Source organism: Piscinibacter gummiphilus (genome assembly GCF_032681285.1).
In the GTDB taxonomy this organism is placed as follows: domain Bacteria; phylum Pseudomonadota; class Gammaproteobacteria; order Burkholderiales; family Burkholderiaceae_C; genus Rhizobacter; species Rhizobacter gummiphilus_A.
Map to the genome: position 1 here is coordinate 1,699,220 of NZ_CP136336.1, position 22,574 is coordinate 1,721,793.

17 protein-coding genes are annotated in these 22,574 nt (G+C 69.1%); 7 read left to right on the top strand and 10 right to left on the bottom strand.

Annotated elements, in window-relative coordinates:
• Window positions 1–20: 20 nt before the first annotated feature.
• The 3 genes from RXV79_RS08120 (at window position 21) to rsgA (ending at window position 2,443) form a co-directional block, all read left to right on the top strand.
• Window positions 21–758: a 2OG-Fe dioxygenase family protein gene (locus RXV79_RS08120; protein ID WP_413816671.1), complete on the top strand. Its 738-nt coding sequence runs from the start codon at window positions 21–23 to the stop codon at window positions 756–758.
• 37 nt (window positions 759–795) lie between these two features.
• Window positions 796–1,080 carry a hypothetical protein gene (locus RXV79_RS08125; protein ID WP_316702913.1) on the top strand — a complete coding sequence of 95 codons (285 nt, stop codon included), beginning with the start codon at window positions 796–798 and terminating at the stop codon, window positions 1,078–1,080.
• A gap of 274 nt (window positions 1,081–1,354) precedes the next feature.
• On the top strand, window positions 1,355–2,443 hold the full coding sequence (gene rsgA, locus RXV79_RS08130; RefSeq protein WP_316702914.1) for a ribosome small subunit-dependent GTPase A: 1,089 nt from the start codon (window positions 1,355–1,357) through the stop codon (window positions 2,441–2,443).
• Window positions 2,444–2,551: 108 nt separating this feature from the next.
• On the opposite strand, the gene RXV79_RS08135 is transcribed toward rsgA, so the two are convergent.
• From RXV79_RS08135 to RXV79_RS08165, 7 genes are all read right to left on the bottom strand, one after another.
• Entirely contained in the window at window positions 2,552–4,237 is a 1,686-nt protein-coding gene (locus RXV79_RS08135; protein WP_316702915.1) for a sensor domain-containing diguanylate cyclase, read from the bottom strand.
• Between the two features lie 122 nt (window positions 4,238–4,359).
• The gene (locus tag RXV79_RS08140; protein WP_316702916.1) at window positions 4,360–7,527 is read right to left on the bottom strand and encodes an NAD(P)-binding protein; all 3,168 of its coding nucleotides are present in this window, start codon (window positions 7,525–7,527) and stop codon (window positions 4,360–4,362) included.
• A gap of 103 nt (window positions 7,528–7,630) precedes the next feature.
• A complete protein-coding gene (locus RXV79_RS08145) occupies window positions 7,631–8,863 on the bottom strand; it encodes an MFS transporter (protein ID WP_316702918.1) in 1,233 nt (410 codons plus the stop codon).
• Window positions 8,863–9,486: an RluA family pseudouridine synthase gene (locus tag RXV79_RS08150; RefSeq protein ID WP_316702919.1), complete on the bottom strand. Its 624-nt coding sequence runs from the start codon at window positions 9,484–9,486 to the stop codon at window positions 8,863–8,865. Before RXV79_RS08150 ends, RXV79_RS08145 begins: the two co-directional genes overlap by 1 nt.
• 58 nt (window positions 9,487–9,544) lie before the next feature.
• A complete protein-coding gene (locus RXV79_RS08155; protein ID WP_316702922.1) occupies window positions 9,545–10,999 on the bottom strand; it encodes a cytochrome P450 in 1,455 nt (484 codons plus the stop codon).
• Window positions 11,000–11,077: 78 nt separating this feature from the next.
• Window positions 11,078–11,260 (bottom strand): hypothetical protein, encoded by a 183-nt coding sequence (locus RXV79_RS08160; RefSeq protein ID WP_316702923.1) that lies wholly within the window; start codon window positions 11,258–11,260, stop codon window positions 11,078–11,080.
• 109 nt (window positions 11,261–11,369) lie between these two features.
• Entirely contained in the window at window positions 11,370–13,142 is a 1,773-nt protein-coding gene (locus RXV79_RS08165; RefSeq protein ID WP_316702924.1) for a serine/threonine protein kinase, read from the bottom strand.
• Between the two features lie 160 nt (window positions 13,143–13,302).
• On the opposite strand from RXV79_RS08165, the gene RXV79_RS08170 reads away from it, so the two are divergent.
• From RXV79_RS08170 to RXV79_RS08180, 3 genes are all read left to right on the top strand, one after another.
• Window positions 13,303–13,701, top strand: a complete 399-nt coding sequence (locus RXV79_RS08170; RefSeq protein ID WP_296721325.1) for a VOC family protein — start codon at window positions 13,303–13,305, stop codon at window positions 13,699–13,701.
• A gap of 50 nt (window positions 13,702–13,751) precedes the next feature.
• Window positions 13,752–14,051, top strand: a complete 300-nt coding sequence (locus tag RXV79_RS08175) for a flagellar basal body rod protein FlgC (RefSeq protein ID WP_316702925.1) — start codon at window positions 13,752–13,754, stop codon at window positions 14,049–14,051.
• Window positions 14,052–14,164: 113 nt separating this feature from the next.
• Window positions 14,165–15,082 carry a DUF808 domain-containing protein gene (locus RXV79_RS08180; protein WP_316702926.1) on the top strand — a complete coding sequence of 306 codons (918 nt, stop codon included), beginning with the start codon at window positions 14,165–14,167 and terminating at the stop codon, window positions 15,080–15,082.
• A 13-nt stretch (window positions 15,083–15,095) separates the two neighbouring features.
• On the opposite strand, the gene RXV79_RS08185 is transcribed toward RXV79_RS08180, so the two are convergent.
• The gene (locus tag RXV79_RS08185) at window positions 15,096–17,441 is read right to left on the bottom strand and encodes a penicillin-binding protein 1A (protein WP_316702927.1); all 2,346 of its coding nucleotides are present in this window, start codon (window positions 17,439–17,441) and stop codon (window positions 15,096–15,098) included.
• A gap of 70 nt (window positions 17,442–17,511) precedes the next feature.
• Here RXV79_RS08185 and RXV79_RS08190 point away from each other — a divergent pair, with 70 nt between their 5' ends.
• Complete coding sequence (locus RXV79_RS08190) at window positions 17,512–19,386, top strand: ABC transporter ATP-binding protein (RefSeq protein WP_316702928.1); 1,875 nt, start codon at window positions 17,512–17,514, stop codon at window positions 19,384–19,386.
• 15 nt (window positions 19,387–19,401) lie between these two features.
• Here the strand turns inward: RXV79_RS08190 and RXV79_RS08195 are convergent, their stop codons facing one another.
• Together RXV79_RS08195 and RXV79_RS08200 are read right to left on the bottom strand one after the other, a co-directional pair.
• Window positions 19,402–19,788 (bottom strand): response regulator, encoded by a 387-nt coding sequence (locus RXV79_RS08195; protein ID WP_316702929.1) that lies wholly within the window; start codon window positions 19,786–19,788, stop codon window positions 19,402–19,404.
• Between the two features lie 13 nt (window positions 19,789–19,801).
• Window positions 19,802–22,573, bottom strand: coding sequence for a PAS domain S-box protein (locus RXV79_RS08200; RefSeq protein ID WP_316702930.1), 2,772 nt, complete (start codon window positions 22,571–22,573; stop codon window positions 19,802–19,804).
• Between the last annotated feature and the right edge of the window lies 1 nt (window position 22,574).

Here is a 22,574-nt window from a genome sequence, read left to right on the forward strand (position 1 = left end):
AGGCTGGCATCATTCCGCACATGACGCAGATGCTTCCGCCTCCTTACGTTCCCGTGAGCGAACTCACGCCCGTGCTGCGCACGGCGGGCCATGCGGCCGTGAGCCCTTCGGGCCTGTGCGAGCTGGCGGGTGTCGCCCTCGGCGACCTGCAAGCGCTCGCGCCGAGCTGGAACGACCTGCCGCCCGATGCCTACCTGCGCGACGGTGGCCGCTACCGCCGCCGCCGCCATTCGTGCTTCGTGCTCGAGGGCGATCTCGTCACGCAGGCGCCACACCGTGCGCATTGGCAGCCGGTCGAATACAACGCGCTGCACGGCGGCCTGGAGCGCTGGTTCGAGCCGATGGACCCGACGGTCGTCGCCGGCGATGCGTGGCCGCGCCTTCTGCGCAGCCTGGGGGCGGTGTGTTCGTCGATCAAGGGGGCGCGGCCGTGGTTCGTGGAGGCGCACCAGTTCCGCATCGACACCACCGACGGCATCGGCCGGCCCACGCCCGAGGGCGCGCACCGCGATGGCGTCGACTTCGTCGCGGTGATCCTCGTCGGCCGCGCCGGCATCAAGGGCGGCGAGACGCGCGTGTTCGAGGCGCAGGGAGCAAGCGGCATCCGCTTCACGATGAGTGAGCCGTGGACGCTGCTGCTGCTCGACGACGAGCGGGTGATCCACGAGAGCACGCCGATCCAGCCGCTCGAGGCCGGTGGGCACCGCGACACGCTGGTGCTGACCTTCCGCGCAGGCGGCTTCCAGGGGCCAGCTTGAGATAATCCGCGCTCTGCAGTTCACTCGAAAGTTCGTCTTGTCCAGATTGTTGTCTGCGCTCTTGCGCCTGGTGCTGGTGGCGGTGGGGTTGGTCTTCGGACTGCTCGCCGTGTTGTTCGGCCTGGTGCTCGCCTTCTGGCTCATCGTGTGGAGCTTGCTGCGCGGGCGCAAACCACAGGTGAAGCGCTTTCGCATGCACCCGTCGCAGCCGTTCGGCGGCGGCATGGGCGGGCGGCGCGCTCCGGCGGGCGACGTGGTCGACATCGAAGCGCGCGAAGTGCCCGACACGCCGCCGCAACAATTGAATCGCGACCGCGGTTGACGCGCCTTCCGCGGGCGTGCCAGACTTCGCGCCCCATCCACCCACTCGAAGGAGACCACCATGACACACGCTGACATTGCCCTCCTGTGGGTCGCCGCCACGCACGCTGCTGCCTGAGCCGTACCGGTCGTTCTCTGATCCCGTTCGAGATCTGACCTGTCGCCGCAGCGCCTGCGAGCTGCTGCCGACGACCCTTCCATTCAATCGTTGCCGCCTGTGGCCTCGGGCCTCGGGCTGGCGTTCGCATGCCTGACGATGGAAGACAGATCTCATCATGATCGACCTCAATGTCGAGCCGCTGCGCTCGATCGGTTTGACCCCGGCGATGGCCCAGGCGGCTCTCGCTTTTTCCTCCGCTTCTGACGACACGCCGCCGCATCGCCTCGTGCGGGTGACCGAAGTGCACCGCGAGACACTCGTCGTGCACGACGGCAAGCAAGAGACGAGCGTGCGCGCCATGCCGCGCCTCGCGCGCGAGTTGGCCGAGGCCGGCTCCGCGCTGGCGGTGGGCGACTGGGTGCTGCTGGCGCCCGATGCCCACGGCGAGCCCTGGGTGCACGAGCGCGTCACGCCGCTCACGCACATCGCCCGGCGCGACGCCGACGGCCGGCGCCACCCGGTGGTGAGCAACGTCGACACCGCCCTGCTCGTGATGGGCCTCGACGACGACTACAACCCGCGGCGGCTCGAGCGTTTCCTGACGCTGGTGCAGACCCAGGGCGTGACGCCCGTGGTCGTGCTGACCAAGGCGGATGCCGTGCCGCCCGAGCGCGTGGAGCAGGCGCTCGCCGAGCTGCGAGCGCGGCTGCCGCGCGGGCTGGAGATGCTCGCGCTCGACGGGCGCGACGCTTCGAACGCACATCGCCTCGCCCCCTGGCTCGGCACAGGCCAGACGCTGGTGCTGCTCGGCTCCTCGGGCGCCGGCAAGTCGACGCTGACCAATGCGCTGCTCGGCTCGGCGGTGCAAGACACCGGCGCCGTGCGCGAGCACGACAGCCGCGGCAAGCACACCACCACCTCGCGCTCGTTGCACCGCCTGCCGGGCGGCTCCTGCGTGATCGACACGCCCGGCGTGCGCACGCTACGGCCCGATGTCGACGAGGCCTCGCTCGACGTCGTGTTCGGCGACATCGCCGCGCTCGCGCCGCACTGCCGCTTCCGCGATTGCCAGCATGGCGCCGAGCCCGGCTGCGCGGTGCGGGAAGGCGTGCCGCCCGACCGCTTGCGCAACTACCAGAAGCTGCAACGCGAGTTGCGGCGCGACACGCTCACCGCGCTCGAGCGGCAGGCGCAGCTGTCGCAATGGAAGACGCTGATGCGCGCCGGCCGCCAGCGCGGCAAGCAGAAGCGGGGCGGCGAATGAAACGCGCCGGCAACGCCCGGCGCACAGAGCAACGCCCAAGGGACGGGTTTCCCGGCCCAATGGGTGGCGCCCCTCGGGGGCAGGAGCGCCAGCGACTGGGGGGCCTTTTCAGGCGGGTTGTGTGCGCTTGGCAGTCTTGTGCAGGTACATGCGCGCATCCGCGTGCATGAGCAGCTGCGAGCCCGAGTTGATCTCGGAGCCGAAGGCGATGCCGTAGCTGATGCCCGCGTCGGGGTAGCCCGCCTCGTGGAGCTTGCGCTCGACGACGACAAGGGTGTGGCGCACCAGGTCTTCCTGGTGGCGCTCACCCAGCACCGCGAACTCGTCGCCCCCGAGTCGAAACACGGTCATGCCTTCTTCCTTCACCACGCTCAGGGCCTGGGCGAACTCGCGCAGCAGGCTGTCGCCGTGTGCGTGGCCGCGCTCGTCGTTGATGCGCTTCAGGCCATCGAGGTCGATCATCACCAGCATCACCCGCTGCGACGCCGTCGGGTCGCTGGGCACATGCGTCATGTTGGTGAGCGTGCGATCGAAGGCGTGGCGGTTGCCGATGCCGGTGAGCGAGTCGGTGCTGGCCTGGGTGAGCGCATCGTTGAGCTGCGCCATGTAGGCGTCTTTCTCGCGGCCGAGCAGGCGGATCTTGTCCGCCAGCGCGAAGGCGAGCAGCACTGCATCGGTGGTGGCGCCGAGCAGCGTGAAGAGCTCGATGTTGCGCATCACGCTCGGCACCAGGCCGAAGTTGGCCGGCAGGATGAGGATGGCCGGCAGCAGCAGCGCGAAGAAGGCGGCGAGGAAATAACGCGCCGGCAGGAACCCCTGGCCGAGGCGGATCATGCCGGCCACGAGCGCCGTGGTCAGCGTGACCGAGATCACCGCGGTGGCGAGCAGGTGGGCATAGGCCACCGAGATGAAGCACACCGGCGTGATCGCGAGCGTCACGTACATGTTGCCGCGTGCCACCCAGGCCAGGCGCGGCGCGTGTTCCTTCAAGCGCAGGAACTCGAGGAAGAACATGGTGTTGAACACCGCGCCGAGCATGAAGGCGACGTAATGCCAACCGAGCCCCCGCCAGCCCAGCCAGTCGGAGCCCACGTGCAGCGTCAGCGCCCAGGAGGGGGTGGCCACCAGCAGGTAGAGCGCGTAGTACAGCATCGCCCTGTCGCGCACGCCGAAGTAGACGAAGAGGTTGTAGAGCGCGAGCACGAGCATGGCGCCGAGCGCGCACAGCGTGAGCACGTTCTCGGCGACCACGGTCTTGCGGTAGCCCGCCTCGCTGGCGACATAGACGCTCGGGTAGCGCGCGAAGTAGCGGCTCTCGATGCGAAGCAGCACCTGGGCCACTGCGCCTGGCGGCAACTCGACGTTGCCACCGTAATGCATCATGTAGGCACCGCTCGAGTTGTAGCCGGTGGTGAACGACTGCACCGGCTTGCCCTCGGTGTAGACGCGCACCTCGATGCGCTCCATCAGCGTGCCGGTCGGGTCGACCACCCAGCGTGTCTGCAAGGTGTCGTTCTGCACGGTGGCAAAGAACCAGTAGCTGCCGCCAAAGAGGCTCACGCGCTCGGCCTGCTTGTGCTTGGCCAGCCAGGCCGGCAACTCCTTGGCGGAGGCAGGCGGCGCGTCGTCTTGTGCGAGATAGAGCTGGCCTCGCGACGAGATCTCGACCTCGACGTCGGCGTTCAGCGAGATGGGCGTCGGTTGGGCTTGGGCAAGGGTGCCGAAGAGTGCAGCCGCCAGGAGCGCGAAGGCGATGAACAGCTCGTGCAGCGCACGGCGCAATGGGTGTGACAACCCGGGCATTGCGGCGACCCCTCCGTTCCTTTGGGTGGCCTGGAATGTAACAAAAGCACAGCCTTTTGCGACATGAAGCGCGGCGCTTCGTGCGCAAGTCCGCGCTTTTCAGGGCGCAGTTGTCACAAGTCCTTCTCGCCCACGATCACCTCGGGGTAACCGCTGATGGCACGCGAGGTCTGCATGCCCGCCATCACCGCCGCTTCCACGCAGCCGGCGTTGATGCCGGTGCGGATCCAGTCGCCGGTCACGTAGAAGTTGGCGAAGCCGGTGTTGTCGGTGAGCAGACGGTGCTTGGTGCTGTTGACCACCGAGAGCACGTAGCGCTCCGACGGGTCGACGTTGGCACGCCAGTACTGGCTGTCGAAGCGCTTCTCGCCCACGCCGCCGCTCATGTCGACGAGCGTGGACCAGTCGAAGTCCTGCACCGTCGCGACTGCGGGCCACAGCGCGTGGATCTGGTGCTTGAGCTGGCGGATCGCACCGAGCTTCACCTCGGCGGCCATGCGCGCGGGGTAGGCGTGGTCGCTGAACGGTGGGTAGACCTTCACTGGCAGCGCGCTGCAGAAGTACGAGACGTTCTTCGGCTGGTAAGGCTGGGGCCAGTCTTCGCGTGGCAGGGTCTGGTCCATCGGGCCCCAGGTGTCGAAGGGCTCGGTGAAGGCGGTGAGCACGGGCGACTCGTCGTCGCGGCCGTAGTACGCCCAGCCGAGCTGGTGCATGTCCTTGTTCAACCACACCTGGTAGGCCTGGGTGGCGACCGTCTTCACGTTGGCGCAGGCCGATTGCATGGTGAGGCTCTGCGCCACCATCTGCGGGCAGATGAGCTGCAGGCTGTCTTGCGCGATGCCGAACACGATCTCGTCGAAGTCGACGCCGCGCTGCAGCGTGAGGGTGGGCAGCGGCTTGCGAAAGGTCTGCTGGTACAGCTCGGGCCAGTTGCTCCAGTTCGATTCGAGGTTGACCTTGCCCTGCTGCAGCAGCGCGGCCTGCGCCTTGTCGAGCAGCTCGTACTTGGGCGTGCTGGGCCAGCAGGCGAGGCCTTTCACCGGCACCAGCGGGTCGTAGTCGCCGCCGGGCACCCCTGCCGCCAATTCAACCTGCTTCGTGATGCGGATCTGCCCGGCGAGGTTGGTGCCGGGCTCTGGCACGATCTCCTCGACCTTGTGGAAGAACTTGAACTTCACGCCGCGCCGCTTGAGCACTTCGTAGAAGGGCGTGAACACCGTGTCGCCCATGCCGGCCTGCATCTTCCACATGATGCCGCCCTGGTAGGCGCAGGTCATGCGGAAGATGCCGCGCAGCATGGTGCCGGCTTCGATGTTGGGGCGGTCGTAGTCGCCGTCTTCGTAGGCGAAGACGAGGTCGTAGAGGCCGCGTACCGGCGCCGAGTCGACGCTGATCTTCTCGTTGGCGCCGTGCTTGATGAACCAGTCGCGCAGGTCGATGTCGTTGATGACGTCGAAGCCGTGCACGAACACGCCGTCTTCCAACATGCCGATCAGCGAGGCGAGGGCGAGGTCGATGCAGATGTAGAGGTGGCGCAGGTCGTCGGCCGCGTTGCTGTCTTCGGCATCCGCGCCGTAGCGCTCCTGCAGGGCGGCGCGCACGCCCTTGAGCGTGGCCGCCTGCAAGGCGTGGTCGTGGGCGTCTTGCCCATCGAGCCCGGGCAGGCCCTGCACGAAGGCCCAGGCGGCTTCGAACACGCTGTGCACGTCGGAGGCGATGGTCTCGACCTTGCGCTCGATGCGCTCGGCGATGGCCTCGAGCCAGCCGCCGGCCGTCTCGGCGACCGCGACGGTGGTGGTCGCCGTGGTCGTCACCTTCAGCGTGCCGTGCTTCGCGTCGAGTTCGGAGAGCCACATCTTCACCCACTCGTACATGGTGAGGGCGATGTCCCAGAGCGTCACGTCTTCGTCGCTGTGGCCGGGCACGCCGGGCATGAGGGGCGTGTCGATCAGCCACTGGCGCCAGCGCTTGTCGATCAGCTCGCTCAGGCAGAAGGAGTGCTGCGGCTTGAAGGCGTCTTGCCAGGTGGCGAGCGGCGCGCCGGGCGGGCGGTCGAGCAGGCCATAGGCCTTCTGGATGGTGCGGAAGGCGTTCTGGTAGAAGCCGAACCAGATGTGCAGCCCGTGCTCCTCGATGCGCTGGCCGATCTGCGCGTTGCGCCCGCTCGCACCCTTGCCACCCAGTCGCCAGCCCATCTGGTAGACGGTGATGTCGTACTGGTTCTCCCAGCCGGGCTGGTCGGTCAGGTAGAAGGCGGCCGTCATTGCCGACACGCCGCCGCCGAGGATGGCGATCTTCTTCGGCTTCACCACCGAGTTGTCGTGGATCACCTCACCCGGCGTCACCTCGAAGTCGAAGCTGATGTGGAAGGGCAGGATGCCCGGCTGCGCGCCGAGCTGCAGGCCGAGCGACTCGTGGAGCGGGAAGCTCGCGAACTCGTGCAGCGTGACCTCGTAGTCGTCGTCGTAGACCTCGACCGCGTGCACCGCGTTGACCTTGGCCGGCGCCGAGACGATGGCCTGGTAGACCGCCTTGACGCCCGACGCATCGGGAAACTGCTTGAGGAAGATCTGCTCGCAGCCCGGGCTGCGCAGCATGCCGGCGATCTGCGCCCAGGCTTCCTTGTCCATCTCGAGCATGGCCGGCAGGTTGGCGGCGAAGAGCTCGATGCCTTCTTCAATGAGCTCGAGCAGCCCGCCGAGCTTGCGTACGCCGTGGCGGTGGGTCGTGGCGTCGACCTCGATCAGCGGATGCAGGCTGAGCTTCGAGTCGGGCGAGAAGGGCTGGAAGCCCTCGGCCGAAAGCGACAGATGCCTCGCCGGCTGGCCCGGCTCGGGCATCTCGTACTGGCACTGGTACTTGGGGTAGCCGAAGAGCTCGCGCCCGTTGATGAGCGCCATACAGCTGTCGACGAAGATGTGGCAGGGGTACGAGAAGATGCGGCTGATCTTGTCGCTGCCCTTGTCGATCTGGCCCACCATCACCCAGGTGATGATGTCGACCTCTTCGCCCCAGCCCTTCACTTCGTCGCTGGGCCAGGTGGAGAACGCCTTGTGCACCTTGGTGAAGGTGAGCATCACGAAGGGCGAGAACACCTGGAAGCGCATCTCGCCGCCGGCCACGGCGGTGAGCGTCGAGTCGACGGTGGCCTGCAGCTTGGCGAGATCGCCCTTGACGAAGAACCCGTACATCTCGGAGTTCTTCAACTGAAGCGGCGGGTGCATCAGCACCGAGCCGGCCGGGTAGAGAAAGTTGGGACGATTGGCGTTCGATGCCGTCATGGGACCCTCCTCCGTGCCGCGATGAGCGCGGAGTATCTGCCCCGTATCGTTCGTGTACGTTTGTGAAAACCCGGTGCTTTGCCCCGCAGTTCGAGCGATCGGCTCAGGCGCGCTCGGTCAGGCGCTCACGCCGCGCGAGGTCGGGAAAGAGCTTGAACCAAAGCCCGGCGATGAAGAGGGTGCCCGCGCCGCCAAGCAGCACCGAGCCCACCGGCCCGAGCACGGCGGCCGTCGCGCCCGACTCGAACTCGCCGAGCTGGTTCGACGCGCCGATGAAGATCGAGTTGACCGCCGCCACGCGCCCGCGCATCGCATCGGGTGTCTCCAGCTGCACGAGAGACTGGCGGATCACCACGCTCACCATGTCGGCCGCGCCGCTCACCCACAGCGCCACGAGCGAGAGCACGAACGAGGTCGACACGCCGAAGACCATCGTCGCGAGGCCATACACCGCCACCGCCGCGAACATCACATGCCCCACGCGGCGCGAGATCGGCCAGCGCGTGAGCACGAGCGACATGCACAAGGCCCCGGCCGCCGGTGCCCCACGCAAGAGGCCCAGGCCCCAGGGGCCCACGTGCAGCACGTCTTTCGCAAACATCGGCAGCAGTGCGGTGGCACCGCCCAGCAGCACCGCGAAGAGATCGAGCGAGATCGCCCCCAGCACCACCGGCCGTTGCCAGATGAACTGGAAGCCCGCCAGCACCGTGCGCAGCGACACCGGCTCCTTGGGGGGCGGCACGTGCGGGTGGCCAATGCGCAAGAAGAGCACGCCCGCCGCGATGAAACACGCGGCGCAGGTGGCGTAGACCACGTCGGCCCCGGCCACGTAGACGAAGCCTCCGAGCGCAGGGCCGCCGACGATGGCCGCCTGCATGCCGGCCGAGCTGAAGGCCAGCGCCCGCGGCAGCGCGCTGGCCGGCACGAGCGACGGCACCAGCGCCTGCTGCGCCGGCATCTGGAAGGCCTTGGCCGTGCCGACGGCGACCGACAGCACCAGCAGCAGCCAACGGCTCGCCCAGTGGCCGTGCGTGGCCAGCATCAGCACGATGGCCACCACCGTCTGCGCCGCCATCGCGAGCGCGAGGATGCGGCTGCGGTCGTGCCGGTCGGCCACGTGCCCGGCCACCAGCGTGAGCAGCAGCGCCGGCAGGAACTGCAGCAGGCCGACGAGGCCGAGGTCCCAGGCGCTGCCGGTCAGGTCGTACATCTGCCAGCCCAGGGCCACCATCAGCATCTGGTTGCCGGTGGTGCCGGCCAGCCGCGCGTACCAGAAGCGCATGAAGGCGGGCAGGGTGCGCAAGGGCGCGCGTTCGGGCGGGAGAGGCGTGGACATCAGAAGGGCAGGGGGCTCTCGAACGACAGGGGCTTGCCGCTCACCGGGTGGGCGAAGGCCAGTGTGTGGGCGTGCAGCAGCAGCCGCGGCGACTGCGCGGCCACCTCGGGCGGCGCATAGAGCGCATCGCCCACGATGGGGTGGCCGAGCGCCAGCAGGTGCACGCGCAGCTGGTGCGAGCGGCCGGTGAGCGGCGTGAGCGCCACGCGGGTGCGGCCATGCAGGCGCTCGATCACACGGTAGCGGGTGACGGACGGTTTGCCGAGCGCGTGGTCGACCTTCTGCAGCGGCCGGTTGGGCCAGTCGGCGATGAGCGGCAGGTCGATCTCGCCGTCGTCGTCGGCCACCTCGCCGGCCACCACGGCCACGTAGCCCTTGGCCACGCCGCGCTGCGCGAAGGCCGTGCCGAGTGCGCTCTGCGCGGCCTTGTGGCGGGCGAAGACGAGCAGGCCCGAGGTCGCCATGTCGAGCCGGTGCACCACCAGTGCATCGGGCAGCTCGGCTTGCACGCGCGAGGCCATGCAGTCGTGCAACTCGGCGGGCCGGCCGGGCACCGAAGGCAGGCCCGCGGGCTTGTCGACGACGACCAGGGCATCGTCCAGGAAGAGGGGCAGCGGGCTCACGCGCGGCGGAGATGGATGGGGCGGGTCGTGCCCGCCGGGGCCGGTATTGTCCGCGCGCTCAGCGGGTGCGCGGCTTCAGGCGCATCTGCAGGCCCACCGGCGCCATCGAGAACGCCATCTTCTCGGCGGGCTCGCTGCCATCGGGCGTGCCGACCTCGTCGATCTCGAAGCTCGCGAGCAGCATGGCCGCGGCCATCTTGATCTCGAGCATGGCGAGGTAGCGCCCCGGGCACACACGCGGCCCCGCGCCGAAGGGCATGGCCACACGCTTGGGCGAGGTGGGTGTGAGGGCGGGGTCGGCATGGTCGAGCCAGCGCGACGGGTTGAACGCCAGCGGGTCGGGGAAGTGCTGCGGGCTCACGGTGTCGTGCCGCATCACGCACCACACGAAGGTGTTCTTTGGCACCTGCACGTCGCCGAGCGTCGTGTCATGCAGCGCTTCGAGCACCAGGAAGGGCGCCACCGGCTTCAGCCGCATCGTCTCTGAGGCGCAGGCCTCGAGGTAGTCGAGCGAGGCCATCTGCTCGGGCGTGAACGCATCCGGGTCGGGCGCCACGCGCTGCACCTCGTCGACCGCGCGGCGCAGGGCCTCGGGGTTGCGCTTGAGCAGCCAGATCATCCAGGCGAGCGTGTTGGCGGTGGTGTCTTCACCGGCCAGCAGCATGGTGACGACGTTGCCGGCCACGTGCTCGTCGGTCACTCCGCTGCCGCCTTCGTCGGCGGCGGCGATCATGCCTTCGAGCAGGTTGCTCGGCTGCGTGCGCAACACGGGGTTGGCGGCCATGCGCGCACGTGCCTGGGCGATGAAGCCGGCAATGGCCACGTTGATCGCGGCCACGCTGCGGTCGAGCTCGCGGTCGCGCGGCAGGCGCAGGACGCGCCAGTACGGGATGCGCGCAAAGATGCGGCGAAAGAGCGCGGGGAAGATCTTGTCGAGGTGACGCTGGATCACCTCTTCGTCGGATTCCAGCGTGTTGATGTCGCTGCCGAAGGCAAGGCCGGCCACGCCGTCAACGGTGTAGCGCATCAGGTCTTCCTGCAGCGCGATGGCACGGCCGGCGTTCATCGCCTTCTCCCAGCGCCCGCGCAGCCGCAGCACCACGCGCTGCAGCGACGGGAAATACGCCCGCACGTGGCCGGGCGCGAAGCTCGCCATCACCATGCGCCGCTGGTCGCGCCAGGCCTGGCCTTCTGCGCCGAAGACGCCGGGCTTCAGGCCCATCTCGCTGCCGACGATGGAGGTGCGGATGGTGCGGCGAAAGCCGTCGGGCCGGTCTTTCAGCGCATGCGCGATCACCTCGTGGTCGGTGATGACGAGTGCGCGCATCTTGCCCAGGCGCACGCGGAAGAAAGGGCCGTAGTCGCGTGCCCAGCGCTCCACGTCCTGGTGGATGCGCGCGAGCCTGATCTGGTGCGCGTTGCCCAGCAGCGGCAGGCCAGGTGGCCCGGGCAGGTCGTCGATGCGACGAAGGGCGGCCGACGATGCGGGAGGCGAAGCGGTGGTGGTGTTCATCGGCAGGCCCTGGGCGCGAACGCGATGACGTGCATTCTGCACGCCACCCCGCCCGCCCTGGGCCTGCAGGGCCGGGCCTCAGCGGCGCCAGTCGCGATCGCGGTCGCGGTGGTAATACGGCGGCGGGCCCGAATACCCCGGCTGCACAACGATGGCACGGTGACGGTGCGGCACCGGCACCACGACGCACGCGCTCAGCACCTGCGACGCGAGCACCACGGTCAGCACGCCCAGCACGCGGCGCTTGGTCGACTTCTGCATGTCTTCACTCCTGGGCGCCAGACGAGGCCCCCACGAGCTGTTCAACGGCAGCCCGACCGGCGCTGTTGACGCCTTTACGTTGCTGCGAGGTAAAGCCCCGCGCCTGGGCTCAGAGTTCGCCGCGGCGCTCCATCTCGATGCACTGTGGATGGTTGTTGAACTTCCAGCGTTTGCACTGCTGCTGCATGCAATAGACGAGCGCGAAGTTGGCGCGGCTGCCGCAGGCGGCGCGCGGCGTGGCCGGCTCGGGCGGCAAGGCCGCGGTGGCTTTCGGTGGCGGCTTGCGTGCGGGCGCCGGCGGCTCGGGCTTGGCGGGGGCCTCCTGGGTCGCTTCCTCGGGTGGGTCGTCGGTCGTCTCGGCGGCCTGTGCGTTCTCCGCCGGGGGAAGGGTGGGCGGCACGCGAGGCGCTGCGGCCTTGGCGACACGCGCGGGCTGGGTGGGCGCGGCTCTCGTGGGCGCAGGCTTGGCCGGCGCGGGTTTGGCCGCGGGCTCGGGTGCCGGTTGAGGCGCGGGGGCGGCCGCCGCAGACGCCGCCTGGGCCACGACGGTAGCAGACGCCGCGCCACCGGCCACCGGCGCCACGCCGGATGCCGCCACGTCGGGCCCGGCGGCGGTGGGTTCGGTGGGCAGCGGCACCACGGCACTCGCGCCTTCCGCCACGGGGCGGGGCACGTTCGCGATGACGGCGGGGGGCAGGTCGCTCACGGTGATGTTGGCAAACGAGGGCTGGCGCTGCAGCCACGTCCAGCCTGCAGCGGCGAGGCCGATCACGGCGATCGAGGCGACCCACACCGGCGTGCGGCTCCGCGTGGGGCGCGGGGGCGCATCCATCGGCTCGGCGGCGAAGAGCGGCTCGGCGACCATCCCGGAGGGCATCCCGGGCGACACGCCCGAGGCCGGCGCGTGGCGCGGCGGTGCGGGCTCTGGAGGCGCAGGCTCCTGCGGAGCCGCGCGGTCGAGCAGCAGCGAGAACTCGGCCGCACCGCGAGGCCGGTCGCGCGGGCGCACGGCCAGCGCCTTGTCGATGGCGGCGAGGAAGGTCGCGCTGTAGCCGAGCCCCGGGAACTGCTGCGCACGCGCGGCCACCGTCTCGGCCAGCGGGCGCTGCGGGTCTTCCAGCGCGCGCACCGTGGCCCGTGCGGGGGGCACCCCGGCAATGGCGAAGTGCAGCACGCCGGCCAGCGCATAGATGTCGCTCCACGGGCCCTGCTGCAGGTTGATCGATTCGCTGTACTGCTCGATCGGCGCGTAGGCCGGGTTGAGCAGGGCGGTGAGCGGCATGGTCTTGTCGGTGGCCAGGCGGCTCGCCACCCCGAAGTCGAGCAACACCGGGCGGCCGTCGCCAAGCATGAGGATGTTGTCGGGCGAGATGTCGAGGTGCAGGCAGTTGGCGTTGTGCAGCGTGCTGAGCGCGCTCAAGAGCGGTGCCAGCATCGAGCGCAGCCAGGCCTCGTCGGGCGGGCCCTTCATCTCGGCGAGCACCTTCGCGAGCGTGCGCCCTTCGTAGTAGGGCATCACCATGTAGGCGCTGCGGTTTTCCTCCCAGAAGGTGAGCACGCGCGCGAGCGACGGGTGGTCGAAGCGCGCCAGCATCTTGGCTTCATTGAGGAAGGCCTTCATGCCCGCGCCATAGGAGGCCGGGTCGGCGCCGGGCCGGATCCAGACTTGCCCGTCGTCGCAGCGCATCGCGAGCTCGGCCGGGAAATATTCCTTGATCGCGACCTGCCGCTGCAGCGACGAGTCGAGCGCCAGGTAAACGATGCCGAAGCCACCCCGGCCCAGCACCTCGAGGATCTGGTAGCCCCCGAGGCGTGTGCCCGCGGGCAGTGCGTCATGCATCGTCACGGGGTCGAACTGTTGCGTCGTAGGTCCGAAATCCATGGAGGGTTCTTGCTTCTCGGGCATCTGGCTCCCCTTGGGCAAACAACGTGCCGGTGGCAGGGTTATAGGCCGCCGTCCCCCTCGTTCGAGGCGTCACCTGCGCGACAGCAACACGGTGATACCTTATGACTCCCCCACACAACACACAAGGAAGAGACAAATGGGCGTTCAACTCGCCAAGCAATCGATCGACCTGGGCATCGTCACCACCAACGGCCCGGCGATGCTCGCCTTCTACCGCGACGTGCTCGGCTTCAAGTACCTGCGCGAGATGCCCAGCGCCGGTGGCGTGATGCACCAGATGCTATGCGGCGACAGCATGATCAAGCTGGTGGTGCTGCCCCAGGTACCGCTCACCGCCGCCCCGGGCGGCATCCAGGGTGCGGCGGGCTACCGCTACTGGACGATGACCGTCACCAACATCACCGAGATCGTGCAGGCCTGCGTCGACGCCGGTGCCAAGGTGGCGGTGAAGGAGCGCGAGCTGCGCCCGGGCGTGAAGATCGCCATCGTCGAGGACCCGGACGGCAACTGGGTCGAGTTCCTCGCCCTGGGCTGAAAAAGTCCTCAAGTCGCCGTTGGGATGGCCGATAACAGGGTCGAAGCACCATGAGCGCCATCTCCTCCATCGCGATCTCCGGCATGAACGCCGCGACCACCCAGCTGGGTGTTGCGGCGCACAACGTTGCCAACGCGGTCACGCCGGCGTTCCGCCGCCAGCAGGTGCTGCAGCAGTCGCAGGCCAATGGCGGTGTCTCCACGCAGATCACCCGGGCCAGCGAGCCCGGCAGCAACCTCGCTGCCGATCTGGTGCAGCAGAAGGTCGCGCTGTACAGCTTCAAGGCCAACCTGCGCACGGTGCAGGTCGAGCACGAGATGCTCGGGTCGCTGATCGACCTCAAGGCCTGACCGACGCCTGATCTACCCGCTGAAGTGAGGGGCCCCCGGCGGGCCTCGCGTACCATGCGCGGCGCCGCAACGGCCCGTTGCGGCTCAACCCTCATCTGCTGCCGCACACCACCATGGCCTCCAGCCTGCTTGCCCTGCTCGACGACATCGCGACCGTTCTCGACGATGTGGCCGTTCTCACCAAGGTCGCCGCGAAGAAGACCACCGGCGTGCTCGGCGACGACCTTGCGCTGAACGCGCAGCAGGTCACCGGTGTGAGCGCCGAGCGCGAGATTCCGGTGGTGTGGGCGGTGGCCAAGGGCTCGATGCTCAACAAGGCCATCCTGGTGCCGCTGGCGCTGGCCATCAGCGCGTTTGCGCCATGGGCGGTGACGCCGCTGCTGATGATCGGCGGCCTCTTCCTCTGCTTCGAAGGCGTGGAAAAGCTGGCCCACAAATTCCTGCACAGCAAGGGCGAAGACGAAGCCCATCGCGCCGACCTGGTGAAGGCGCTGTCGGACCCCGCCGTCGACCTCGTGGCGATCGAGAAGGACAAGATCAAGGGCGCCATCCGCACCGACTTCATCCTCTCGGCCGAGATCATCGCGATCACGCTCGGTGCGGCGCAAGGCACCAGCCTCCTGGTGCAGTTCAGCGTGCTGGCCGGCATCGCGATCATCATGACCATCGGCGTCTATGGCCTGGTGGCCGGCATCGTGAAGCTCGACGACCTGGGGCTGTACCTCACCCGCAAGGCGAGCAGCGCGGCGCAAAGCATCGGCGCCGGCATCCTGCGGGCAGCGCCCTACCTGATGAAGCTCCTGAGCATTGCCGGCACCGCGGCGATGTTTCTCGTCGGCGGCGGCATCCTCACGCACGGCGTGCCGGTGCTGCACCATGCGATCGACGACATCGCCAAGGGTGCGGGCGGCATTGGCGGCGTGCTGGTGTCGGCGCTGCTCGATGCGGTGGTGGGCATCATCGCCGGCGCCGTGACGCTCGTGGTCGTGAACCTGCTCCAGAAGTTGCGCGGCAAGAAGGCGCACGCCTGAACCGAGCCCGGCCTCAGGGCCGGTTCAGCTTGGCCTCGGGCGGCTCGAGGTCGATGAGGTCACCGTTGCGCGCGCGACTCGGCGTGCCGCCGGTCGGCAGGGCAGGCAGCACCGAGGTTTCATCGAAGCCGATGCTCTGGCGCTGGCCGCCGTCGGCCCATTCGCTGTACACCCACTCGCCGTCGTGCTGCACCAGGCCCTCTGGGGCGGCGGGCTCCTGCACCGGCACGCCCTGCAGCGCCTGGCGCATGAAGTTGATCCACACCGGCAAGGCCAGGCCACCACCCGACTCGCGTGAGCCCAGGCTGCGCGGCGTGTCGTGGCCCATCCACACCACCGTGACCACCGTGGGCTGGTAGCCGGCGAACCAGGCGTCGACCGCTTCATTGGTGGTGCCGGTCTTGCCGTAGAGGTCGGTGCGCTGCAGCTGCGCCTGCGCGCGCGCGGCCGTGCCGCTGCGCGTGACCTCCTGCAGCAAGCTGCCGGTGAGCCAGGCGTTGCGCGCGGGGATGGCGCGCTTGTCTTCGTCGAGCGGGGCGGGCGGAGCTTCGAAGAGTGTCTTGCCCTGCGCGTCGGCGATCTTTTCGATCACCACTGGCTGCACCGGAAAGCCGCCATTGGCGAGCACCGAGTAGGCACCCGCGAGTTGCAGCGGCGTGGTCGCGCCCGAGCCGAGCGCGAGCGTGAGGTCGGACGGATGCTTGCTGGCCTCGAAGCCGAAGCGGCTGGCCCAGGTGCGTGCCACGTCGGGCCCGAGCAACTGCACCAGGCGGATGGTGACGAGGTTCTTCGAACGGGCGAGCGCTTCGCGCAGCGTGATCGGGCCGTCGTACTGGTCGTCCGAATTCTTCGGGTCCCAGGCGGGGGCGGTGCTGTTGGGATCGGCAGGCAGCGGGGCGTCGTTGACCTGCGTGCTGGGCATCACGCCGTGCTCCAGCGCGGCGGAATACAGGAAGGGCTTGAAGCTCGAGCCCGGTTGACGCCACGCCTGAGTGGCGTGGTTGAACTGTGCGCGGCCGAAGTCGAAGCCGCCGACCAGGGCCCGCACATGGCCCGTCTGCGGCGCCATCGCCACCAGCGCGCCTTGCACCTCCGGCCACTGCGCGATCGACCAGCGCTTGCCCACCTGCATCACGCGGATCACCGAGCCGCGGCGGATGCGCAGGTCGTCGTTCGCGCGTGGCGAGAGCGCCGGCTGCGCCATGCGCAGGCCTTCACCCTGAAGGCGCACCACCTCGCCACTGGCGAGCGTGGCCACCACCAACCTCGGGCTGGCTTCGCTGACCAGCGCCACGCGCAGGTCGTCGTCGTCGCGGTGGTCCGACAGCGCTTCGGCCACCGCCGGGTCGTCGGCGGCCACGCCGTCGGGCAGGTCCTCCTCGTCTTCCGGGCCTCGGTAGGGCTGGCGGCGGTCGTAGTCGAGCACGCCGCGGCGCAAGGCCTGCCAGGCGGCCTGCTGGTCGGCGGCGCGCAGCGTGGTGGTGACCTTCAGGCCCATCGTGTAGCTGGCTTCGCCGTACTGTGCATACACCGTCTGGCGCACCATCTCCGCCACGTATTCGGCGCGCACGGCGTAGTCTTCGCCGCCCTTGTGCACCTGCACCTTCTCGGCGAGGGCCTTGTCGTGCTGGGCCTGCGTGATGGCACCGGTCTCCAGCATGCGCGCGAGCACCTGCACCTGGCGCTTTCTCGCGCGCTCGAAGTTGGTTGCCGGGTTGGCATAGCGCGGGTTCTGCGGCACGCCGGCCAGCATGGCACTCTCGGCCACCGTGAGCTGCGTGAGCGGCTTGCCGAAGTACGACTGCGACGCGGCCTCGAAACCGTAGGCCCGCTGGCCCATGTAGATCTGGTTGAGATACAGCTCGAGGATCTGATCTTTCGACAGGTGCTGCTCGATCTTCACCGCCAGCAGCGCCTCGCGCAGCTTGCGCGCATACGACTTCTTCTTCGACAGGTAGAAGGTGCGCGCCACCTGCTGCGTGATGGTCGAGCCGCCCTGGCTGCGCGAGGCGCGCCAGAGGTTCTTCACCGCCGCGCGCAGCGTGCCCTTCACGCTCACGCCACCGTGCTCGCGAAAACCCGCGTCTTCGATGGCGAGCACGGCGTCCTGGACGAGCCTCGGGGTGTGGGCGATGGGCAGGTAGTAGCGCCGCTCGGTGCCGAACTCGCCGATCTCCACCCCGTCGTGCGTGAACACCCGCAGCGGCTGGCGCGGCTGGTAGTCGGTGAGCATGGTGAGCTCGGGCAACTGCTGGTACAGCACCGTGAGCGTGGCCGCCCCGACGAGCGCGCAGGCCGCGATGGCACCGCCCGCGACGAGGGCGATGCGCTTGAGAAGAGTCTTGCGGGCAGGGGACATGGTTGCGGGCCATTATCGGAAAGACACTTCCGCTAACCTTGCGCCCTTCCACCGAATGCAAGGGGCTTTCTTGTTCCGCTTTTTCGAGCGCCTCGTGCCGCCGTTTCCGCAGGCCGAGCCGATCACCCCGCCGAGCAGCTTTGCGGCGTTTCTCTGGGCCTGCACGAAAGGGCTGCGGCCGTATCTCTTCGCGATGATGCTGCTGTCGGCCAGCATCGGCGCCTTCGAGGCCTGGCTCTTCGCGATGATGGGCGCCATCGTCGACTGGCTCGCCCAGGTCGCGCCTGCACAGCTGTGGGCGCAAGAGGGCGAGCGGCTGCTGATGCTGTCGGCCGTGCTCGCGGGCAGCATCGTGCTGGTGTGGTTCCAGACGGCGCTCAAGCACCTCGCGCTCGGCGGCCACTTCCCGATGCTGCTGCGCTGGAATTTCCACCGGCTGATGCTCGGCCAGAGCATGGGCTTCTACCAGGACGAATTCGCCGGCCGCGTGGCCACCAAGGTGATGCAGACGGCCCTGGCCGTGCGCGATGCGTGGTTCATCGCCTGTGACCTGCTTGTCTTCGTGGTCATCTACTTCGTGACGCTGCTCGCGGTGATGGGCAGCTTCGCGATGTGGATGCTCGCGCCGATCGTGGGCTGGCTCGCGCTGTATGCGCTGGCGCTTGCGTACTACGTGCCGCGGCTCGGCCGCGTCGCCCAGGAGCAGGCCGATGCCCGCTCGCTGATGACCGGGCGCATCACCGATGCCTACACCAACATCGCCACCGTCAAGCTCTTCTCGCACGCGGGCCGCGAGGCGGGCTACGCACGCAGCGCGATGCAGGAGTTCCTGGAGACGGTGAAGGTGCAGATGCGCCTCGTCGCCTCGTTCGAGACGGTGAACCACACGCTCTCGGTGCTGCTCATCCTGGGCACGGCGGGTGCCTCGCTCTGGCTGTGGACGCGAGGCGAGGTCGGTGTGGGGGCGGTCGCCGCCGCTACCGCGATGGCGCTGCGGCTCAACGGCATCTCGCACTGGGTGATGTGGGAGATGGCCACGCTCTTCGAGCACGTGGGCACGGTGCAGGACGGCATGACCACGCTCTCGCGCCACCGTACGGTGGTCGACGCGCCGGGCGCGGTGCCGCTTTCGGTGGCGCGCGGCGAGCTGCGCTTCGAGAAGGTCGGCTTCGCCTACGGCAGCGGCCCGCAGGCGCGCAAGGTGGTCGACGGCCTCTCGCTGCACATCCGCCCCGGCGAGAAGATCGGGCTCGTGGGCCGCTCGGGCGCCGGCAAGTCGACGGTCGTCAACCTCCTGCTGCGCTTCTACGACGTGAGCGAGGGCCGCATCCTCATCGACGGGCAGGACATCGCCAAGGTCACGCAGGACAGCCTGCGCGCGCAGATCGGCATGGTCACGCAGGACACCTCGCTCCTGCACCGCTCGGTGCGCGACAACATCCTCTACGGCCGCCCCGACGCCGGTGACGACGCGATGCTGGCGGCGGCCCGGCGCGCCGAGGCGCACGAGTTCATCGAAACCCTGGCCGATGCGAAAGGCCGGCGCGGGTACGACGCCCACGTGGGCGAGCGCGGCGTGAAGCTCTCGGGCGGCCAGCGCCAGCGCATCGCCATCGCGCGGGTGATGCTGAAAGACGCGCCCATCCTGCTGCTCGACGAGGCCACGAGCGCGCTCGACTCCGAGGTCGAGACCGCCATCCAGGCGAGCCTCTACAAGCTGATGGAAGGCAAGACGGTGGTGGCCATCGCGCACCGCCTGTCGACCATCGCAGCGATGGATCGCCTCATCGTGCTCGACAAGGGCCGCGTGGTGGAAGAAGGCGACCACCGCAGCCTGCTCGCGCAGGGCGGCCTCTACGCGCGGCTCTGGGCCCACCAGAGCGGGGGTTTCCTCGGCGAGGACGTGGACGACAAGGCCGACGACGAAGCCGCGGTGCCGGCGTAGCGCGCCCCGCCGGTCTCAGCCGGCGAGCGTCAGCAGGCGCCGCGCGTCGTCGTCGCTCAGCGGTTTGACCACATAGCCCTGAACGCAAACGTGGGCCGTGCAGCGCAGCCGGTCGGACGACTCGGGCGAACTCGTCAGCATCACCACCGGCACCATGCGCTCGGGATGCGCCTGCTGGCCCTCGTAGGCGCGCAGGAAGGCGAAGCCGTCCATCTCGGGCATGTTGAGGTCGAGCAGCACCAGCGACACCGGCGGCTGCCGGGTGTCGGCCAGGCGCGCGAGGGCGGCCGCCGCGGTGTCGTAGCAGCTCACCTGGCGCGCGATGCCGCGGGCGCGCAGCACCACCTCGGTGTAGACGAGGTCGGCATCGTTGTCGTCGACCACCATCACGAGTTCGAGCATTCGCGCGCTCCTTTCAGCGGGCCGGCAGGATGACCGTGACCTGCGTGCCTTCGCCGGGCGAGGACACGATCTCGATGCTGCCATCGAGCACCATCGCGATCCGCTTGCAGGTGGCGAGGCCAAGCCCCGTGCCTTCATACACCTGCCGGCGGTGCAGGCGGCGGAAAGGCTCGAAGAGCGTTGGGATGTCGTCGGCGGCGATGCCGATGCCCCGGTCGGCCACGGTCACGAGCACCCGCTCGACCTCGCGCCGGGCGCTCACGTGCACTTTCGGCGGCACGCCGGGCGGGGTGAACTTGAGCGCGTTGGACACCAGGTTCTGGAACAGCAGCACGAGCAGACTGCGCCGCCCTTTCACGAGCGGCATGGGCTCGCAGACCACTTCGCCGCCGCTGGTGGTGATCTGCGCGTGCAGCAGGCTCCGCACCTCTTCCAGCACCTCGTCGAGCTGGTGCGTGTCGTCGGGTTCGATCGCCTCGGCTTCCAGGCGCACGAAGCGCAGCAGGTCGTCGAGCATGGTGCGCAGGCGGTCGGCGCCGCGGCGCACGAAGCCGAAATACTGGTCGGCCGGGGGTGCCAGCGGGCTCGTCTCCTCGATCAGGCGCACGAACTGCGCGATGCTGTTGAGCGGCTCGCGCATGTCGTGCGAGGTCACCCGCACGAACTGCTCGAGCGATTCGTTGCTGCGCTGCAGCTGCTCCACCGTGTGGGCCAGCTCGTCGCGCGAGTGCACGAGTTCGTCCACGTCGTGCGCGGTGAACACCACCGCGTCGATCAGGCCCTGCTCGTTGTAGACCGGGTGGTAGCTGGCATCGAAGACGCGCGTGGCCCGCCCCGGCAGTGCGTGGGCGGTGCGCACCTTGACCGGCTGGCCGTCGAGCGCGTGGTGCAGCTTGGGGCGGATCACGTCGTGGAAGAAGCTGTCGCCGTAGAGGGCCGACACCGTGCGGCCGGTGGCACCGCCCGGCGGCAACTGCCAGGCCTCTTCGAAGGCGCGGTTGGCCAGCAGGATGCGGCCGGCCTCGTCGAGCACCACCATGATGTCGTCGCTGATGGAGGTCATGGCCGCGAGGTTGCGCGCCTGGCGCTCCACGGTGCCCTCCATCTTCACGCGGGCGGTGAAGTCCTGCGAGAGCGAATAGAAGCCGGCCACGCTGCCGTCTTCGCGCCGCTTGGGCACGAGCACCGTCTCGACGTGGCGCACGTTGCCTCGCAGCGACGGGATGTGCTCGATGATGCGCACCGTCTCGCCGCGACGCACCGCGGCATACGACACCTGGCGGCGTGCATAGCGCTCGGGGCTCAGCACCTCGCGGATGCGCCGGCCGACGATTTGCTCGGCCGGCTGGCCGAACCAGCGCGCGAGTTCAGCGTTGACGAACTGCATGCGCTCGTCTTCGTCGACGTAGGTGATGCCGGCCGGCACGTTGTCGGCGATCTCGCGCACGCGCTGCTCGCTCTGGCGTGCCTGCTCGAGCGCCTTGCGGGTCTCGGCTTCGAGGCGGCGGCGCTCGGTGATGTCGCGCGAGGCGCAGAAGATCAGCTCTTCGCCATTGACGAGCGTGGTGGTGGTGCTCACCTCGACGTCGATCTCGGACCCGTCGGCGCGCCGGTGGCGGGTCTTGAAGCGCTGGTCGCCCTGCGTCGTGCTGCACCACTGCACGGCCACTTCGGGCGCGGCCGTTTCCCAGCCGGTCACGTCCATGCCCACCATCTGCTCGCGCTCGTAGCCCAGCATGGCGGCGAAGGCGTCGCTGAATTCGAGCAGGCGGCCCTTGCGGTCGACCACGTGGATGCCGTCGCTCGCGGTGCGCATGAAGGCCTTGTAGCGGTCGGCCTCGCGCAGGCGCTGCTCGCCGAGGCGCACCTCGCCGCGCCAGGCGTGCACCAGCAGCCACGACGAGATCGACACCGCCAGCAGCGTGACGCCCGCGAGGCCGAGCGTCGTCCACAGCAGCTTGCGCCACTCGCGCGTCATCTCGTCGACCGACAGGCCCGCCACCAGCACGAAGGGGTAGGGGCCGACTGCCGCGTAGGTGTTGCGGCGCTCGATGCCGTCGACGCCGCTCGGCGCCATGTAGTTGCCCCCCTGCGGCTGTCTCGCCACCATGTCGCGCAGTTGCGCCGAGGCCACCCGGCTCGCGGCCTCGTCGAGTGGCACCGCGGGGTTGCGCGCCACGAGCTGCAGGCCGGCCGTGCGCAGGCTCAGCTCGCTCTGCCGGCCGAGCTGCACGCTCGTGAGCAAGTCCTGGAAGCGCTCGGTGGCCACGGTGGCGTAGACGATGCCCGCAAAGCGGCCGTCGGACTGGTCGATGCGCCGGGCGAACACCACCACCCAGTTGCCGCTCAGGCGGCTCGTCAACGGCTCCGAGACGATCAGGTTCCAGTGGTCCGCCTGGGCCTTGCGGAAGTATTCCCGGTCGCCCACGTACACGCGCTGGGACGGCGCGTCGCCGTCGCCGAAGCGCACGTTGCCGTGTTCATCGGTCACCCGCAAGGCCTCGATGTGCGGCAGCAGGCTGCGGCTGCCTTGCATCAGCTTTCGCAGCTCGGCCGGGGTGCCGCTGCCGGTGGGCTCGCTGTCGAGACTGAGGATGGCTGCACGCAGCAGCAGATCGATCTGGTCGATCTCGCTTTCGAACGACCGGCGCAGCGTCTGCGTGATGTTGGACGCCGTGGCGCTGGTGCGGTCGAGCTGCGCCTGGCGGTTGTTGACGAGTGACGTGGCCGTGAGCGTGGAGATCAGCACCACGGCGAGGACATTGGCGCCAATGAAGCCGCGCACC